Raw genomic sequence first — 19,737 nt, 5'->3', positions numbered from 1 at the left:
CTATTAGATTCAAGTCCTACTTGTAATTTAGTTGTTATTTTTTGTGTGTAGAAATTATCGTTTTCATACTTTAAAGACGTACATCTTAATTATTAGTATTTGGACGAATAATATTAAATTTTAAAGATTAAAATCTTTTGGGTTTAATTTATTGTTAATAACTTAAAGTGCTATTAACCAACATTCTAATTATGCATACTTTTCGCGTAAAGGCTCTTTTTTTCTTAATATCACTTATTTATTTTACTGTTAACGCTCAAATAGCCTTTGTAGAAGATACTACTGTGCCATTTATACCTGTGACTAGTGGAGACGCCGCTTTTGCAGATGTCAATGGTGATAATTATTCGGATGTCTTAATAATTGGTTGGGATGACAACACCCTTAGTTATAATGCAAAACTTTATTTAAATGATGGGTTAGGGAATTTTTCTTTAGTACTAGGGACACCTTTTACTCCCGTAGGTGATGGAACTGTAGATTTTGCAGATGTAGATGGCGATAATGACATGGATGTTCTTATTACTGGAGAAGATGGAGGAGTAATCTCTGGTGTTACAGAGCTTTATTTAAATGATGGATTTGGGAACTTCACCTTATCCTTAGGGACATCTTTTGTTGGTATCTATGGTAGTCATGTTGCATTTGCTGATGTAGATGGCGATCTAGACTTAGATGTCCTAATGGTTGGAAATGAGGGTGGTAATCCAGTTACTAAACTGTATATAAATGATGGGAGTGGTAATTTTATAGAATCTATGGGGCAGCCATTTGAGATTGTTAGTAGTTATTCTTCAGTCGATTTTGCAGATGTTGATGGGGACTCAGATTTAGATGTTTTAATTTCAGGAATAGTAGCTGCTAACCAAAGGTCTACAAAACTTTATACTAATGACGGGTCAGGGAATTTTTCATTGGTCAGCGGAACTCCATTTATTGGGCTTAGCAATAGCTCAGTAAACTTCGCTGATATTGATAATGATGGGGATCAAGATGTTTTCATGACAGGTAGTTCTAATACTGCTAATTTCACAGATTTGTTCATAAATGATGGATTAGGAAATTTTAATCATTACACTCCGGATTCATTTCTTAATGTAGGTTCTGGTGAATCAGCTATAGCAGATGTTGATGGAGATGGAAATTTGGATATTTTAATGACAGGAAGTAATGCAGGCCAGAACACCATACTGTACTCCCAAGATTGTTATGGTTTTTTTACGGAAGTTACAGGCTTGCCTTTTGTCAATACCATATATTCTTCAGTAAATTTTGTAGATATAGAAAATGATGGAGATCTTGATGTTTTAATAACTGGTCTTGGCCCAATCTCAAATTTATATATAAATGAATCAACTCCCCAAGAACCAGACCCTTTCATCACCACATGGGAAACCACTACACCAAACGATTCCATTACTATACCAACTACTGGCATGGGTTACAACTACGATGTAGATTGGGGAGATGGGAATATAACCACTGGAGAAACTGGAGATGCTACACATAGTTATGTAACGGCTGGGACTTATCAAGTCACTATCTCAGGTACTTTTCCAAGAATCTATTTTGGAGGGAGCACTGCTGTTAATAGAGCAAAAATTAAAGCTATTGATCAATGGGGATGTAATTCCTGGATCACTATGAATAGTGCTTTTTCTGAATGTACAGATTTAGTTGTTAATGCCCCTGACGTTCCTAATTTATATTCTGTCACGGAAATGGAATCTATGTTTTTTAATTGTACATCATTAGGAGGAGGAATAGGTAATTGGAGTTGGGATACCGGTAATGTTACCTCTATGGCCAGGATGTTTCATGGTGCAAGTGTTTTTAACCAAGATATAGGAAGTTGGGATACAAGTAGTGTAATAGATATGTATAATATGTTTTCTGGTGCTGAAACATTCAATCAAGATATAGGTTCTTGGGTTACAAGTAGTGTTGAAATAATGTCTACTATGTTTAACCATGCTACTAATTTTAATCAAGATATAGGAACTTGGGATACTAGTTCAGTTACCACAATGCAAGTTATGTTTAACGATGCCACTAATTTTAATCAAGATATAGGATCTTGGGACACTAGTAGTGTGGTAGCAATGCAGAATATGTTTCAAGATGCCATTAATTTTAATCAAGATATAGGAAATTGGAATGTTTCCAATGTTCTTAATATGGCAAATATGTTTAACGGTTGTAGTTCATTCAATCAAAATTTAGAAAATTGGGATACGAGTTCTGTTATCAATATGAGTAGAATGTTTAATGATGCTATTGTTTTTAATCAAAATATTGGTAGTTGGAATACAAGTGGTGTAACAAACATGTTTAATATGTTTTACAATGCTATAAGTTTTGATCAAGATTTAGGTAATTGGAATGTTGAGAATGTCACTGTTTTTGATGCGATATTTTTTAATGATACATTATCTATTGCAAATTATGATAGTTTGTTGATTGGTTGGAATGCTCAAAATTTACAACCTAACCTATATTTTAATGGAGGCTTTAGTAGATATTGTGAAGGTGAAGCAGCAAGAGCTAATATGATTGCAAGTGATAACTGGAATTTTACTGACGGTGGTTTTGCAGGACCAACAATTGATGATTTAGTAGATCAAAACGCGTCTGGTAGTTTTACATTTCCAGCTATTACAGGAGTAAACCTTTCGGGTAACGAAGCCTATTACACAGGTCCAGATGGTACAGGTACAATATATACTGCTGGTGATGTTATTAATTATTCAGATTTTCCATCATATCCAATAACACTTTATATTTACGATAGTCCAAGTCCAGATTGTTATTCAGAAGAATCCTTTTTATTAACTATTGATGATGGTTGCGAGTTTATCACCACTTGGGAAACTATATCACCTAATGAAAGTATAACCATACCAACTAGCAATGAGGGTGAAATTTATAATTATAATATCGATTGGGGAGATGGTAATACAACTGTTGGAGCTACAGGAGATACAAGTCATACTTATGTAACTGCTAACAATTATCAAGTCACTATAACAGGTACGTTTCCAAGAATATATATGACTTCTAATACAGCAAATGCGCAAAAACTATTGTCTGTAGATCAATGGGGTTGTAACCTATGGACGTCTATGCAAAGAGCTTTTGAGGGCTGTTCAAACTTAGTTATTAATGCTTCAGACATACCTAATCTTAGTAGTGTTACATCCATGTGGCGCATGTTTAACAATGCAACTTCCCTAGGTGACGGTACAGGTAATTGGAATTGGAACACAGAAAATGTTCAATCTATGGAATCGTTATTTGAAGGAGCAACCGTTTTTAACAACGATATTACGTCTTGGGATACAAGCAACGTCACTAATATGTCAAGGACGTTTGCTCTGGCACAACAATTCAATCAAGATATTAACACTTGGAACGTTTCTTTAGTTACTAATATGTCTGGAATGTTTGACGAAGCTTCAAGTTTTAATCAGGATTTAAACAGTTGGAATACTGGTAACGTAACTAACATGTTTACCATGTTTAGGGTGGCTAATAATTTTAATGGAAACATAAGTGCATGGGATACCAGTAGTGTAACTACTATGGGTGAAATGTTTGCTGAAGCTTCAATCTTTAATCAAGATATAGGTAATTGGAATACAAGTAATGTTACTGATATGAATAGTATGTTCTTTCGTACAGATATATTCAATCAAAACCTTAGTAATTGGAATACTGGAAATGTTAATAGAATGGATGGTACGTTCGCTTATGCACTTCTTTTCAATCAAAATATTGGTAGTTGGAATACGAGTAGTGTAACTAACATGGCTGCGATGTTTTTTAATGCAGATACTTTTAATCAGGATATTGGATCTTGGGATACTAGTAATGTAACTCGGATGGATGCAATGTTTCATGATGCAGATCTATTTAATCAAAATATAGGAAATTGGGATACTGGAAACGTATCTACTATGGACACCATGTTTGCTACTGCTGTTAGTTTTGATCAGGATTTGGGAGCATGGAATGTAACTAGCTTACAAACTGCAACGAATATATTTATGAATGCAACCCTGTCTATTGCGAATTATGACAGCTTATTAATTGGTTGGAATGCTCAAAATTTAAACCTAAATGTTCCTTTTGATGGAGGCTACAGTGAATATTGTGCTGGTGCAGCTGCACGAGCCAATATGATTGCAAGTTATAATTGGAGCATTTCTGATGGTGGTTTTGCTGGCCCAACAGTAGATGGTTTACTAGACCAAACGGCATCAGGTAGTTATACCTTACCTGTGATAACAGGAACTAACTTAACAGGTAATGAAGCCTATTATACAGGACCAGATGGCACTGGGACAGTTTACAATGCTAGTGATGTTATTAATTATGCTAATTTTCCTAGTTATCCGATAACGCTTTATATCTATGATTATGCAAGTCCAACTTGTTTTTCTGAGGAAGAATTTTTATTAACGATTACACCACCGTTGGCATGTACGAGTCTCAGTTCTCCTATGTCAGGCTCCATTAATATAGCGATTGACACTAATTTCACATGGACAGCAGTAGCAAGTGCTACAGGTTATACCATAACAGTTGGAACGAGTTCTGGAGGTACAGATATTATAAATGGATTAGATGTTGGCAATGTATTGACTTATGATTTACCGGCAAATTTGCCAGAGAATACTACAATTTATGTATCAATAATTCCATATAATGCCGATGGTGATGCCACAGCTTGTACAGAAGAAAGTTTTACAACAGAAGACCTATTGTTTCCTCCAAATTGTACCAGTTTAAGTTCGCCTACTTCGGGCTCGGACAATATCCCAGTGGATACTGATTTAACATGGACAGCAGTTACAGAAGCTACAGGTTACATTTTATCGGTTAGCACAAGTTCAGGAGGAACTGATATCCTAAACGCTGTAGATGTTGGCAATGTATTGACTTATGATTTACCAGCAGATTTACCAGAGAATACTATAATTTATGTATCAATAATTCCATACAATGCAGATGGTGATGCTACAGGTTGTGCAGAAGAAAGTTTTACAACAGAAGACCTATTGTTTCCTCCAAATTGTACTAGTTTAAGTTCGCCTACTTCGGGCTCGGTTGATATTTCTGTCAATACTGATTTATCTTGGGCGGCAATTTCAGAAGCTACAGGTTACATCTTAACGGTTGGCACTAGTTCAGGTGGAACTGATATCCTAAACGGTGTAGATGTCGGCAATGTATTGACTTATGATTTACCATCGGATTTACCAGACAATACTCAAATATTTGTAACTGTTATACCTTATAATATTGATGGTGAAGCTGCAGGCTGTGCTGAAGAGAGTTTTGTTACAGCGTTAATTCTACCAGAATGTACAACATTAATAAGTCCGTTGGCTGGTGATATAGATGTTTCTGTTGCTACAAATTTTAATTGGAACTCAGTTATAAATGCCACTGGATACAGAATAAATTTAGGAACTAACACTATCTTCTTCGGTGAGTTTGATGTCGGAAATTCTTTAATTTATGATTTACCTTTTGACTTACCTCCAAATACTCAAATATTTGTTAGGATTATTCCTTATAATTCAAATGGTGATGCTATTAATGGTTGTACACATGAAAGTTTTATTACAGGAGACCTTCCTTTTAACTTAGATTGTACGAATTTAAATTCCCCATTATCTGGAACAACAAACGTTTCTGTTAGTACAGATATAAGCTGGAACGCTGTTGCAGATGCAACAGGTTATACACTTACTGTAGGTTCCGAATCAGGAGGTTTTGATATTATAAACGGATTAGATGTTGGTAATGTATTGACTTACGATTTACCAGCAGATTTACCAGAGGATTCTACAATTTATTTATCAATAATTCCATACAGTGCCGATGGTGATGCCACAGGTTGTACAGAAGAGAGTTTTACAACTGAAGACCTTTTGTTTCCTCCCAATTGTACGAATTTGAGTTCGCCTACTTCGGGCACAACTAATGTTGCAATTGATGCGGATTTATCTTGGACAGCAGTTGCTGGAGCAACAGGTTATATATTAAATGTTGGAACTAGTACAGGTGGAACTGATATAATAAACGGATTAGATGTTGGTAATGTTTTGACTTATGATTTACTAACAGATTTACCAGAGGATTCTACAATTTATGTTTCAATAATTCCATACAGTGCCGATGGTATTGCTACAGGTTGTTCAGAAGAGATTTTTACAACTGAAGACCTTTTAGCTCTACCAAACTGTACCACTCTAAATTCACCAAGTTCTGGTTCTACTAGTGTATTGGTAAATACCGATTTATTTTGGAATGCTGTATCTAATGCTACAGGATATATTTTAACCGTTGGCACAAGTTCTGGCGGTAACGATATAGTAAACAGTTTGGATATGGGCAATGTGTTAACTTATGATTTACTAGCAGATTTGCCAGAGGACAATACAATATACGTATCAATAATCCCATATAATGCCGATGGTAATGCTGTAGGTTGTTCAGAAGAAAGTTTTACAACAGAATCATACAAAGAGGTTATTCCTCAGTTTTTTACACCTAATGATGATGGAGTTAATGATTTTTGGATTGTGCCTAATGAGTTAAACAATGTTTCAGAAGTTATAATTTTTAATCGTTATGGGAAAACAATGAATAAAATGAATAATTCTTCAACAGGTTGGAGCTGGAGTGGTAATTATAATGGAAAACTTTTACCAAGTAGCGATTATTGGTATTCAATTTTATATAAAGATGGGAAAATTTTAAGAGGTCATTTTAGTTTGGTAAGATAAAATGAAATATAACTTTTGCAATAGAGACTCACGATTAAGTATTTTTAAGAAAATTTGATTCTAGCCGAATCTGAGCATTAAAACTAAAGGGTCTTTTTATTAAAATGGTGGAGAATATTTAAAGAATAAAATTACACATACTACAATATATAATAACATTATGAAATCTATAATTAAGATCTAAAATCACAATCTTGGATTAATAAATCTATTATGATAAAAAACATAAATCATAAATTCAAGGTCATAGCCGTTTGCCTTCCCGCAAAACATTTGTACTTTTGTTTGTATTAATTCTAATTAGACAAAAAATATCTCTATGAAATCATATGATGTAGCAGTAATAGGTTCTGGACCTGGTGGATATGTAGCAGCAATACGTTGCGCACAATTAGGCATGAAAACTGCAATTATTGAAAAATATTCTACGCTAGGTGGTACCTGTTTAAATGTAGGTTGTATTCCAAGTAAAGCCTTGTTGAGTTCCTCTCACCATTACGAAGAAGCTACAAAACATTTTGAAGACCATGGTATCGAAATACCTGGTGACATTAAAGTAAACTTAGAGAAAATGATTGGTCGTAAGCAAGCTGTTGTAGACCAAACTACAGGTGGAATTGATTTCTTAATGAAGAAAAATAACATCGACGTTTTTGAAGGAATAGGGGCTTTTAAAGATGCAACTCATATTACTATAGAAGGTAAAGATGCACAAGAGATTGAAGCAAAGAAAATTATTATTGCTACAGGTTCTAAACCATCAACGTTACCATTTATTACTTTAGATAAAGAGCGTATTATAACCTCTACAGAAGCTTTAAAACTAAAAGAAATTCCAAAACACATGATTATCATTGGTGGAGGTGTTATTGGTTTAGAGCTTGGGCAAGTGTATCGTCGTTTAGGTGCTGAGGTGACTGTTATTGAATATATGGACAGAATCTTACCAACCATGGATGCTGGTTTATCTAAAGAATTAAATAAAGTCTTTAAGAAAGCGAAATGCAAAATGATGCTGTCTCATAAAGTTCAATCCGTTGAACGAAATGGCGATGAGGTCGTTGTAAAAGCTGAAAACAAGAAAGGCGAAGTTGTTGAGTTTAAAGGTGATTATTGTTTAGTGTCTGTTGGACGTAAGCCATATACAGCAGGTTTAAATGCTGAGGCTGCAGGTGTAAAATTAAACGATAGAGGACAAGTAGAAGTTAACGAACATTTGCAAACTAATGTGTCTAATATTTACGCTATTGGTGACGTAATTAAAGGTGCAATGTTAGCGCACAAAGCGGAAGAAGAAGGTGTTTTTGTTGCAGAAACTATAGCAGGACAAAAACCACATATAGATTATAACTTAATTCCAGGTGTGGTTTATACATGGCCAGAAGTAGCTGCTGTTGGTAAAACAGAAGAAGAATTAAAAGCAGATAATGTAGAATATAAAGTTGGTCAGTTTCCATTTAGAGCTTTAGGTAGAGCAAGAGCAAGTGGAGATATTGATGGTTTTGTAAAAATCTTAGCAGACAAATCTACAGATGAAGTTTTAGGTGTACACATGATTGGTGCACGTTGTGCAGATTTAATTGCAGAAGCAGTAACCGCTATGGAATTTAGAGCATCCGCAGAAGATATTTCTCGTATGTCTCATGCACATCCAACATTTGCAGAAGCTGTAAAAGAAGCGGCTTTGGCAGCAACTGAGGATAGAGCTTTACACATTTAGATTTTAGATAATATGATAATAGAACCAAAAACAAGAGGATTTATATGTTTAACAGCGCACCCAAAAGGATGTGAAAAAAATGTATTAAATCAAATTGAATATATAAAATCTAAACCTACTAAAAATGGTCCTAAAAATGTACTTGTAATTGGTGCCTCCACAGGTTTTGGCTTGGCATCAAGAATTACGAGTGCTTATGGCTCTAAAGCAGCAACCATTGGTGTGTTTTTTGAAAAACCACCAACAGAAGGTCGTCCAGCTTCACCAGGTTGGTACAATAGTGCAGCATTTGAAACCCAAGCGCATAAAGATGGTTTATATGCAAAGAGTATAAATGGTGATGCATTTTCTCACGAAATTAAAGCTCAAACCCTAAATTTAATAAAGAAAGATTTAGGCAAAATAGATATGCTTATTTATAGTTTAGCGTCGCCTGTGAGAACGCATCCAGATTCTGGAACACGTTTTAAATCGGTTTTAAAACCAATTGGTGATACGTTTACTAATAATACAGTAGATTTTCATACTGGTGTGGTAAAAGAAATTTCAATTGAACCTTGTTCAGATGAAGATATAGACAATACAGTTGCTGTAATGGGTGGTGAAGATTGGCAAATGTGGATTGACCTTTTAATGTCTGAAAACGTTTTGTCCGAAGATTTTAAAACGGTTGCATATTCTTATATTGGTCCTTCATTAACGGAAGCCGTTTATAGAAAAGGAACCATAGGTAGAGCAAAAGACCATTTAGAAGCTACTGCTTTTAAAATAACAGATTCTCTAAAAGCTATTAATGGAAAAGGTTATGTTTCTGTAAATAAAGCTTTAGTTACACAAGCGAGTTCTGCTATTCCTGTAATTCCTTTATACATTTCATTATTATATAAAGTAATGAAGGAGGAAGACATTCACGAAGGTTGTATTGAGCAAATAGAACGTTTATTTAATGAGCGTTTATATGCAGAAGATTTACAATTAGACGAAGCCGGAAGAATTAGAGTAGACGATTGGGAAATGCGAGATGATATACAAGCTAAAGTTTTAGAGCTTTGGAAAGAAGCAACAACCGAAACTTTACCAGAAATTGGTGATTTAGAAGGTTATAAAACTGATTTCTTTAATCTCTTTGGTTTTAATGTAGATGGCATTGATTACGATAAAGATGTCGATGAAATGGTTGCTATTCCAGGATTGCAAGAATAAATTACCAAATAATTTTATAATCAAGCGAATTTCTAATTTAGATTTTCGCTTTTTTTTGTAAAATGATTAAGGGTTGTTTTAAAGTTCGTGTAGTAAATCCTCAATTCGCATACGCTTACTATAGTCATGCTCGTTAACATCTTTAACAAAGCAATAAGCACTAATTTCGCCAGATTTTACTTTTTCTGCTAACTCTTCAACCTTAAAAGGTCCATATTCTTTAGATTGTTCTATGTAATAGAATTTATGATCGTAAATAATATTACTAACTTTCTTTTTATATTTTTCCTTTAAAAAAGTATTGATATCCTCTACTGAATTTAATTCGTCTTCGTAATTGGTAGTATTAATATATAAAGCAAATTCTTCCTTATCTAGATTATTTAATACCAAAATGTCATCATCTTTAAAATAAGCTTGCACAGATATTAAGCCATCTTCAGTTTCAATAGAAAAATTGTTTTGAATATTTATTGTCCACGTGGTTTTAATAACATTGTCTTTCCGAGATATTTCAAGAACATTATCCTTTTTAAAGGTGTAAATAGATTTTTTCTTAGAGATACCATTTACTAAAACCCATTGTTGATTTATAAAATGAGAATCGTGATGATGTTCAAAGCAAAAAGGCTTTAAATTTGGGATGGTTCTGTGTAAGTAATCACTCATTTAGCAGGTTTTCAATAGAATAGCATTAGCTATACAACGATTAGATTTGGGTGTTTATTTTCTTAAAGTTAAGAATTTTATAAAGGATTCAAAATATCCTATTCATAATTTCGATTAATGGAAAGCGCTTTTCGATTAAAGGTGTCCTTTTACTAAAATTATCAGCATTAAAAGGTTAACTGACCAATATTTATTCATTAATTTTGTTGAAAATCTAAATATGGAAGAATTAACACTCACAACTCCAGCATTATTGTTCTCGGCGATATCGTTAATTATGCTTGCATATACCAATCGTTTTTTAGCCTATGCAGCTATAATAAGAAACCTTAGTGAAAAGTATATTCAACATCAAAATACATCTATTTTAAGACAAATTAATAATTTGAAATTACGAGTAAAATTAACGAGATATATGCAAATTGCTGGTATTAGTAGTTTGTTGTTCTGTGTTTTAACTATGTTCTTAATTTACATAAAATTGAATATAGTAGCTATTTGGGCTTTTGGATTTGGATTAATTTTATTAATTATGTCTTTAATTTTATTAATTTGGGAGATTCAAATATCAGCAAGGGCTTTACAGCATCATTTAGGAGATATTGAAGGGAATTTAAAAAAGTAAGATTTTTTTTAATAGATGTGACCTATTAAAAACTTAAGTGTCTTAAGACTATAACTAACTAAAACATACTTAAAATCACTTTGACGAAAGACGCTATTCATAGCCTAACTGATGAAGCGCTTGTAGAAGCTATCGTAAAAACTAACGACACTATGTTGTTCGAGGTTTTGTACGACAGATATTCAAGCATGGTCTATAACAAATGTTATGGATTTGCCAATGGTGTGGATGAAGCTAAGGATTTAACACAAGATGTATTTTTAAGAGTATTTGTTAAATTAGCTAGTTTTAAAGGAAAGTCTAAATTTTCTACATGGTTATATGCATTTACTTATAATCATTGTGTAAATTATGTCACCAGAAACACAGCTAAGAAGTTTGAAAAAAAGTCAGTAAGTACAGAAAACTTTGACATTGAAAATATAGGTGAAGATATCGATTCTACTTTAGAGTTTGAAAGTATGAGAGTTGATCAGTTGAAGAAGGTTATGGAATTGATTTCACCAGATGAAAAAATGATTTTATTATTAAAATATCAAGATAATTTATCAATTAAAGAATTGGCTGAAGCTTTAGATATAGGAGAAAGCGCAGTCAAAATGCGATTAAAAAGAGCAAAAGAAAAACTTGTACATAAGTACACTAATTACACGAAAGATGGAAAATCCATTTAGTCAAATAGATAAGCCTTTGAAGGAGGTTCCGGCGGAGCTTAAGGGAAGAGTTATGCATGATATTGCTATGGCTAAGCTATTTATGGAAATTGCCGAATTGTTTTCGTATAATATAGGTCATATAATAGACAGTGTAACAAGCAATAGAACTAAATAATATACTTAATAAACCCTAACATTAAATTATTAGTATGGATAAAGTAACAGAATTTAAAGACATAGCAATGCAATCACTAACAACAATGTGGTTAGAGATTTCTGCAATATTTCCAAATATAATTGGAGCCTTATTTATTTTTATTTTTGGTTTATTGGCTACCAAAATTGTAGTGAGAATTATTAAAAAAGTATTAACTCTAGCTAAAGTATCTAAGCTAGATGAAAAAATTAATGAAATTGAAATAATTGAAGGCAAAGAATTAGGTTTTAATACCATTAAGGTGGTTTCTGGTTTTGTAAAATGGATCATGTACATAATGCTTGCCTTAATGATTTTAGATATCTTAAATCTTAAATCTATATCTTTAAAAATAGGAGAGTTATTAGATTATTTACCTAAGTTGTTTACCGCTTTAGTCATTTTTATGATAGGGCTTTTATTTGCCAACTTTGTAAAGAAAGGATTAAAATCACTTTTTGAATCAATGGATTTATCGGGTGGTAAAATGATTAGCCAAGTCGTATTCTTTTTATTGCTTACATTTATCTCCATTACGGCATTAAATCAGGCAGGTATTGATACAGAAATCATTACCAATAATGTTAATATGATTATTGCAGCATTCCTTTTAGCATTTGCAATTGCATTTGGTTTAGGTGCAAGAGAGGTTGTTGGTAAACTATTAAGCACATTTTATGCACGTAAAACATACGAAGTTGGACAAAAAATAGTTTTTAATGATGAAGTATATACTGTAGAAGCAGTACAAAGCATATCGGTAATATTAAAAAACGCAAAAGGAAAACTTATTGTTCCTATAAAAGATTTAATCGAAAATCAAGTACAACTGCAGGATTAACTATAAGGTTAGGGTTATAGATTTTATGTTTACATAGAATACAATCCTGCAAGTACTTGAGGTACATGAAACCCTTTTCATTAATTTGATTAGGGTTTTTTTTAGTTAAAATTGTTTAAACTTCAGAATGAGTTAACTTACTTTAAGTTGATAAGAGATGCTAAAATCAACAATAATAATTATCAATTGTTATAATCATAAACAGGAAAATATAAATGTCATGCTTTTTCATGGATAAGCATGAGATTGACTTTAAAGTCCGTTTATAAACGTTAAAAAGTGGTTTTGTTGTGGTTTTGTTTTCAAAAAGCTAGAACCCCAAAAAAGAAATTATTAAAAGCAGATAACTTTGGTCTATGCTTTAGTGTCAAGAGCTAAGTTTACTTCTTATTTCTACGATTATAGTTTTTGTCGCCTCGCGTTTTTGGCTTTTTATATTTTGCGGCAATTTTAAATTTATAAGAACCACCTAAATTTTCTTTAGAGTTCTTTTCTGATTTTTCATGAAAAGCAGGTCCTGGAGCATCAGCATCACTTCGCTTTATAGGATTGTTGCGTTCTCTAATCTGTGGACGTTCTTCTTCAATTAGTTCAGTGGAAATTTCAACAGTATCTGGTATAGATAAGGCTTCAATTTGCATTTGCATTAATTCTTCAATGCGCTCTAAACCTTCTTTTTCTTTATCTGTAGATAATAAAATAGAATGACCTTCTTGTTCCGCTCTACCAGTTCTACCAATTCTGTGCATATAATTTTCAGGATAATCTGGTGTGTCAAAATTAATAACATGAGATACACCTTCAATATCTAAACCTCTAGCCATTACATCTGTAGCAACTAATAAGCGATGTTCTCCTTCTCTAAACTGCTCAATACTACGTAACCGGTAATTCTGTGTTTTATTAGAATGTATAACGCAAGATTCACCTGGGAACAATTCTTCAAGTTTGTTAAATAAACGGTCAGCCATTTTCTTGTAAGCCACAAAGATTAAAACTCTAGAAAATTCATCTTTATCAAGAAGTAAATGTTCTAATAAATTTACTTTGGTGTAAAAGTTAGGCACATCGTAACGCTCTTGTTTTATATTTTCTAATGGTGTACCAGAAACGGCAATGGATATTTTAGAAGGATTAATAAAAAAATCGGAAATTAATTCATCAACATCTTTCGTCATGGTAGCAGAAAACATAATGTTTTGTCTTCGTTGCGGCAAAATATCAAAAATATTCATCAATTGGTGTCTAAAACCTAAATCTAGCATTACATCAACTTCATCAATTACTAATTTCTGAATTGATTTTAGTTGCAAAACTCTGCTCACAGCTAAATCGTACAAACGTCCTGGCGTAGCTACAATAATATCTTGTCCTTGCGCAACAGCTTGTTTTTGCGTATTAATATTGGTGCCACCGTAAACACCCAACACACGATTGTTGATGTATTTAGAGAATTTTTCTATTTCACTTACCACTTGTACAACTAATTCTCTTGTTGGTACCAGAACTAAAACTCTAGGATTGTCTTGTCTAGAATATTTTAGGTTTCTAAGAATAGGTAACATGTAAGCAAGTGTTTTACCTGTACCAGTTTGTGCAATACCAACAACATCTTTACCAGAAGCAACAACACTAAAAGATTGTTCTTGGATAGGTGTAGGTGTTGTAAAACCTAAATCATCTAAGGCATTATATAAAGGCGTATTTAAATTAAGGTCTTGAAAAGTCACGTTGCAATGTTTTGCTGCAAAGCTACTATTTTATTGCTCAACTTACACTAAAAGGCTTTTTTCTATTTCAATATTATAAGAAGCATTAAAAACGGAACTAGATTTAAGACTAATAATACCTTCTTTAGTTTCTATTTTTTGGTCAGTAGTTTCGTTGTCTGCAATACCTAACCAAGGTTCAATGCAAACGTAAGGCGCGTTTGGTTTTGCCCAAATCCCTAGTTCTTTAAAATCTTTAAAATTTAATGTTAAGACTTTTCCTTTTGTTCTGTGTTTTAAGTTAACAATTCTAGATATTAAATCTTTAAAAATTAAAGCATCTTCATTAAATAAATCAGGTCTAAGATTAATGCGATTGCCATTAGAGAAAACAGGTTTGGTTTTGTTGGTTAGTAAACCATTGTCTATATTTAATAAGTAGGTTTGGCTGTTTTCTTCTTTTTCAAATTCTAGATAATAATCTGTGTAATCTTCTTCTTTTGAAATCGGGCAATTAAATGCAGGATGTCCACCTAAAGAAAAATACAGGGTCTTATCATCTATATTTTTAACGTTATGATTAACGGTTAATACGTTTTTATTAAGTGTATAAGTAATCTCAAACTCAAACAAAAAAGGATATAACTCATAAAGCTCGTTATTAGAAAATAAACTAAACGTAATGCTAGAATCTGATTGGTTTTTAACAACAAAATTATTGTTATGTCTTACAAATCCATGTTTTGGCATAGAGTATGTTTTATTGTTGTAGATGTAGCTGTTATTTTTCATACAACCAATAATAGGAAACAAGTTTGGAGCATGGCTTCCCCAAAATTTTGGGTCTGCTTGCCATATAAATTCAGTTTTGTGTTTTGCGGAAGTAATGTTACATAATTCAGCACCTTTAGGCTTAATGTTAATTTTTAAGAGGTCGTTATATAAGGTATGCATGCTTGATTATTTTTTTTGAAATATACAATTCTTAAGTAAGTATTGAAATAGCTTTGAAGTCAAATTTATTTCCTTCCAAGTTTAAATTTAGGTAAATTGCAGCAATTATTTTTTTATTGAGAACAACACAAAACCATCAGCCAAAAAACATTGAGAACTTTAAGCAAAATCTATTGCTTTGGTCGCAACAATTCGATGATATTTTGTGGTTAGATTCTAACAACCACACTGACCAATACAGTAACTACGATGCGGTTTTGGCAGTTGATGCGTTTACCACCTTACGTACAGATTTTTTTGATGCTTTTGAAAAATTAAAAGAATACCAAGTAGCAACTAACGATTGGATTTTTGGTTATTTAACCTACGATTTAAAAAATACCACAGAACAATTAAAATCTGAAAATTTTGATGGTTTAGAGTTTCCTGATTTGTATTTCTTTCAGCCAAAAAAGCTCTTTTTGTTTAAAGATAATCACGTTGAAATTCAATATCTAAAAATGGTAGATAATGAGATTGAACAAGATTTAGAGGCTATTACTAATGTTAGTCAAAGAGCAATCGAAAAACCTCTGAATTCTATAAAAATAAAACTCAGAATCCATAAAGATGAATACTTTGAGAAAATCACGAGAATGTTAGCTCATATACATAGAGGTGATATTTATGAAGCCAATTTCTGCCAAGAATTTTATGCTGAAAACAGCGAAATACACCCAATTGATACGTTTAATAAGCTTAATAAAATTTCAAAACCACCATTTGCCAGTTTTTTAAAGTTTGAAGACAAATATATGATGTCTGCATCACCAGAACGCTATATTAAAAAAGAAGGTACAACAGTTATTTCACAACCTATAAAAGGGACAGCAAAACGTTCTAAAAATAATTCTGAAGATAAAAAACTTGCAGAAGTTTTATCTAAAGACCCTAAAGAGCGCAGTGAAAACATAATGATTGTTGATTTGGTACGCAATGATTTGTCGCACACAGCAACAAAAGGAAGTGTAGTGGTTAAGGAGTTGTGCAAAGTTTATTCTTTTTTACAAGTGCATCAAATGATATCTACAGTTCAGTCTACAGTAAAACCAGAAACCAATGCTGTAGATATTATTAAATCTACATTTCCAATGGGAAGTATGACAGGTGTTCCAAAAATTTCAGCCATGAATATTATGGAAAATCTAGAAGAAACAAAACGAGGTTTATACTCAGGATCCGTTGGTTATTTTATGCCCAATGGTGATTTCGATTTTAATGTAATAATTAGAAGTATTCTCTACAACGCATCAAAAAAATACATTTCTTATTCTGTAGGAGGTGCTATTACTGCAAAAAGTGACCCATTAAAAGAATACGAGGAATGTCTCATAAAGGCGAAAGCCATGCGTGAGGTTTTGGAGAATTAGGTTTTAGCCTAAGCCTCAGTTTTTAATCACAGAATTTAGTTTTTTAGTATATAAACCCTTATGCTCTTTACGCCTTTGCAAGAAATTTTAGATTAGTTATTCAATATGTCTTCTAAAGGTACGCTTAACTTTATCAAAGATGTCTTCTACGCGTTTCTGTTCAATGTTTTTAATTTTGGCAATAGATTCAAAATCTAATTTCCCAAAAATGTATAAATCCATAATGTTAGATACATTAAAAGGTAACCAATGGTATAGTTTATCAAATGCTTTTGGTGATTGTTTGGTAGATAAATCCTTAACTTCAAAAGCACTTAAAATAGAGGTTTCTTTATCTGAATACAGTTGCAAAATCTCACCTTCGTTTTGGTTGTAAGAAATATCATTGAGTTCTGTGTTTAAGATAAAATCAAAATCGCCATCAACAGTATATTCTTCGCCAAGTTTTGTTATTTCTTTATTAAGCATGTGATCTGTGCTTATAGTATCTTGGTGATGTGCTTCGTTTTTAAATAATACATTCATGTAATTATCTACTAATTTAAAAAGCTCAAGCTTTACAGCTAAAGGTTCAGCATCAATATCAAAGTCTTTATTGTAAAGTTCAATTATACTCTCGTCAATAATTCCGTTAGATGAGAACATATTTTTTGGTAATATGCCAGTAGTTTCAGCAATATAAATTCTATGTTTTACATATGGATGTAAATGTGGTATAGCAGAAAGCACCTTTTTTTCAAAGGCATTTCGTGCATTTTTCGATGTTAATTCTTTTGATACACTCATGACCTAATATTTTTAAATTCTTTTAAAGTTAAAAAAAAAGAAAACAGGTTGGTATGATAAAAGTCATTTTAACATCAGAGAAATTAGACTAATAATCATAAAAAATTGAGTTTTAGAGCTTCTGAGGGAACGAATAATTTATATACCTTTGAAATGTGTTAAAGGAGCTTAAAAATCATTTAGAAAATAACCTTTCGTTTTTAAAAGAAGGTAAATTACTTATAGCTATTTCGGGAGGAATAGACAGTGTTGCTCTGGCACATTTATGTTATAAGTTGAATTTAAATTTTTCGTTAGCACATTGTAATTTTAATTTAAGAGCAGAAGAAAGTGATAAAGACGAAGCGTTTGTTATAGATTTAGCAGACGATTTAAATGTAGAAGTTTTTATTCAGAATTTTGATACAGAAGCTTACGCTACCCAACATAAACGCTCCATACAAATGGCAGCAAGAGAACTGCGTTACAATTGGTTTAAGGAGTTAGCGCAACAATTAAATTTCCATTATATTCTTACTGCACACCATGCAGATGATAATTTAGAAACTTTTCTTATCAACTTTACTAGAGGTACAGGATTGAATGGTTTAACCGGAATCCCTATTATTAATAATAATGTTGTACGACCATTGTTACCGTTTTCTAGAAGACAGATTGAAGGTTACGTTAAAGAGAATCAAATTTCTTGGAGAGAAGATGCCAGTAATGCTTCTCGGAAATACCTAAGAAATAAATTAAGACACGAAGTTGTCCCAATTTTAAAAGAAATTAATCCTCAGCTGTTAGATAGTTTTCAAAATACATTGAGTAATCTCAACGATACGGCATTAATTGTGGAAGAGCAATTATCTAATTTTACCCAACGAGCTATTGAATCTGAAGATGATTTAGGGATTACTTTTAAGATTTCCGAATTTAAAAAAGTAAACAATCCTAAAGCCTTTTTGTATGAGATGTTTAAGAGTTATGGATTTACAGAGTGGAATGATATCTTAGATTTATTAGATGCGCAATCTGGTAAGTTGGTAACCTCCAATTCGCATCGGTTAATAAAGCATCGCGAGTGTTTAATTTTAACGGATTTGAAAGTTTCGGAGCGAAGTGAAGACTCTATATTTATTAATGAAGATAATAAAGAAATAGAAACACCAATAGGTAAGCTTTCTTTTACTAATGTTGATGGTATTTTTGATGTTTCAAAAAACACAATCTTTGTTGATAAAGATGTATTGAAATTTCCGCTAGAATTCAGATTATGGAAAGAAGGAGATGTCTTTCAGCCTATAGGAATGACAGGAAAAAAGAAAGTTAGTAAATACCTAAAAGACGAAAAAGCCTCATTAGTAGAAAAGGAAAATACATGGGTTTTAACTTCAGATAATAAAGTAGTTTGGGTCGTTGGTAAGCGTGCAGACGAACGATTTAAAGTTGCTAAAAGAACCAAGAATTTATTTAAAATTAGTAAATGTTAAAAGAACTTATAATGAGAGCCAGCTTATTTTTATTTATGATTATGCTATTTACTAACTATGTAAGAGCACAAGATCAAAAAACAAATGCTTTTTCTATTGGAATAAACGCTGGTTCAAATAATAACCATTTAAGAGGAGATTCTTTTGCAGAAAAATATGATGCTCAGTATAATTATTTTATAGGGTTGTCTTTTGAGTATAGCATCAATGAGAACTTTTCGGTATTGACCAATTTCAATTACGAAAACAGATCATATAAATCCGAATATGAAAGTTTTAACCTAGTTTGGACAAATACTTTTACAGTAGAAGATAAAACTAAAATTAAGAATTTAAATATTCCATTACTTTTAAAATATAAATTTGGTTTTGAAAAAGAATTCTTTATAAATGGAGGTTTATTTTATAATCACATTTTTGATGTTTCAAACGAAATGATAAATAAAGAAACAGGCGAAGATGTTAGTGATTTAGATTTTAATGAGCTATTTAAAGATAAGGAGTATGGATTTTCATTAGGAATCGGAATGACTTTTAAATTAAATGAAAAAAATAATTTAGCATTAGAAATTCGAGGTGATTATGGAATTAGTGATATTGGAGATACCAAGTTTGGTGGAATTTCTCAAACTAAAACCAATACTATAAAATTTATTGCAAATTGGAACTTGAACTTATAATAGCATTAATTGAAAATAAC

General features: G+C 32.1%; 13 protein-coding genes. 9 read left to right on the top strand and 4 right to left on the bottom strand.

What is annotated here, in order from left to right:
• Positions 1-191: 191 nt before the first annotated feature.
• The 3 genes from HNV10_RS11160 (at position 192) to fabV (ending at position 9,720) form a co-directional block, all read left to right on the top strand.
• Positions 192-6,797, top strand: coding sequence for a BspA family leucine-rich repeat surface protein (locus HNV10_RS11160; protein WP_173301433.1), 6,606 nt, complete (start codon positions 192-194; stop codon positions 6,795-6,797).
• Positions 6,798-7,116: 319 nt separating this feature from the next.
• Positions 7,117-8,517 carry a dihydrolipoyl dehydrogenase gene (gene lpdA / locus HNV10_RS11155; protein ID WP_173301432.1) on the top strand — a complete coding sequence of 467 codons (1,401 nt, stop codon included), beginning with the start codon at positions 7,117-7,119 and terminating at the stop codon, positions 8,515-8,517.
• 12 nt (positions 8,518-8,529) lie between these two features.
• Positions 8,530-9,720: an enoyl-ACP reductase FabV gene (fabV, locus tag HNV10_RS11150; protein WP_173301431.1), complete on the top strand. Its 1,191-nt coding sequence runs from the start codon at positions 8,530-8,532 to the stop codon at positions 9,718-9,720.
• Positions 9,721-9,798: 78 nt separating this feature from the next.
• Here fabV and HNV10_RS11145 read toward each other — a convergent pair whose 3' ends face one another.
• The gene (locus HNV10_RS11145; protein ID WP_173301430.1) at positions 9,799-10,389 is read right to left on the bottom strand and encodes a hypothetical protein; all 591 of its coding nucleotides are present in this window, start codon (positions 10,387-10,389) and stop codon (positions 9,799-9,801) included.
• 220 nt (positions 10,390-10,609) lie between these two features.
• Between HNV10_RS11145 and HNV10_RS11140 the strand changes: the two genes are divergently transcribed.
• The 3 genes from HNV10_RS11140 (at position 10,610) to HNV10_RS11130 (ending at position 12,707) form a co-directional block, all read left to right on the top strand.
• Complete coding sequence (locus HNV10_RS11140) at positions 10,610-11,014, top strand: DUF2721 domain-containing protein (protein WP_173301429.1); 405 nt, start codon at positions 10,610-10,612, stop codon at positions 11,012-11,014.
• Between the two features lie 80 nt (positions 11,015-11,094).
• Positions 11,095-11,688 (top strand): RNA polymerase sigma factor, encoded by a 594-nt coding sequence (locus HNV10_RS11135; RefSeq protein ID WP_173301428.1) that lies wholly within the window; start codon positions 11,095-11,097, stop codon positions 11,686-11,688.
• A 191-nt stretch (positions 11,689-11,879) separates the two neighbouring features.
• Positions 11,880-12,707: a mechanosensitive ion channel family protein gene (locus HNV10_RS11130; RefSeq protein WP_173301427.1), complete on the top strand. Its 828-nt coding sequence runs from the start codon at positions 11,880-11,882 to the stop codon at positions 12,705-12,707.
• 380 nt (positions 12,708-13,087) lie between these two features.
• Here the strand turns inward: HNV10_RS11130 and HNV10_RS11125 are convergent, their stop codons facing one another.
• Both HNV10_RS11125 and HNV10_RS11120 read right to left on the bottom strand, forming a co-directional pair.
• Positions 13,088-14,437 (bottom strand): DEAD/DEAH box helicase, encoded by a 1,350-nt coding sequence (locus HNV10_RS11125; protein ID WP_173301426.1) that lies wholly within the window; start codon positions 14,435-14,437, stop codon positions 13,088-13,090.
• 42 nt (positions 14,438-14,479) lie between these two features.
• The gene (locus tag HNV10_RS11120) at positions 14,480-15,370 is read right to left on the bottom strand and encodes an aldose 1-epimerase family protein (RefSeq protein WP_173301425.1); all 891 of its coding nucleotides are present in this window, start codon (positions 15,368-15,370) and stop codon (positions 14,480-14,482) included.
• Positions 15,371-15,486: 116 nt separating this feature from the next.
• Between HNV10_RS11120 and HNV10_RS11115 the strand changes: the two genes are divergently transcribed.
• Positions 15,487-16,779 (top strand): anthranilate synthase component I family protein, encoded by a 1,293-nt coding sequence (locus HNV10_RS11115; RefSeq protein WP_173301424.1) that lies wholly within the window; start codon positions 15,487-15,489, stop codon positions 16,777-16,779.
• Between the two features lie 96 nt (positions 16,780-16,875).
• Here the strand turns inward: HNV10_RS11115 and HNV10_RS11110 are convergent, their stop codons facing one another.
• Entirely contained in the window at positions 16,876-17,565 is a 690-nt protein-coding gene (locus HNV10_RS11110) for a hypothetical protein (RefSeq protein WP_173301423.1), read from the bottom strand.
• Positions 17,566-17,720: 155 nt separating this feature from the next.
• Between HNV10_RS11110 and tilS the strand changes: the two genes are divergently transcribed.
• Positions 17,721-19,037, top strand: a complete 1,317-nt coding sequence (gene tilS / locus HNV10_RS11105; protein ID WP_173301422.1) for a tRNA lysidine(34) synthetase TilS — start codon at positions 17,721-17,723, stop codon at positions 19,035-19,037.
• Positions 19,031-19,717: a porin family protein gene (locus HNV10_RS11100; protein ID WP_173301421.1), complete on the top strand. Its 687-nt coding sequence runs from the start codon at positions 19,031-19,033 to the stop codon at positions 19,715-19,717. Before tilS ends, HNV10_RS11100 begins: the two co-directional genes overlap by 7 nt.
• The last annotated feature ends 20 nt before the right edge of the window (positions 19,718-19,737 follow it).

Origin of the sequence: Winogradskyella litoriviva (assembly GCF_013249065.1) — a bacterium.
Classification (GTDB): domain Bacteria; phylum Bacteroidota; class Bacteroidia; order Flavobacteriales; family Flavobacteriaceae; genus Winogradskyella; species Winogradskyella litoriviva.
Note: the sequence above shows the minus strand (reverse complement) of the source record. Positions and strands in the feature narration are given on the sequence as shown.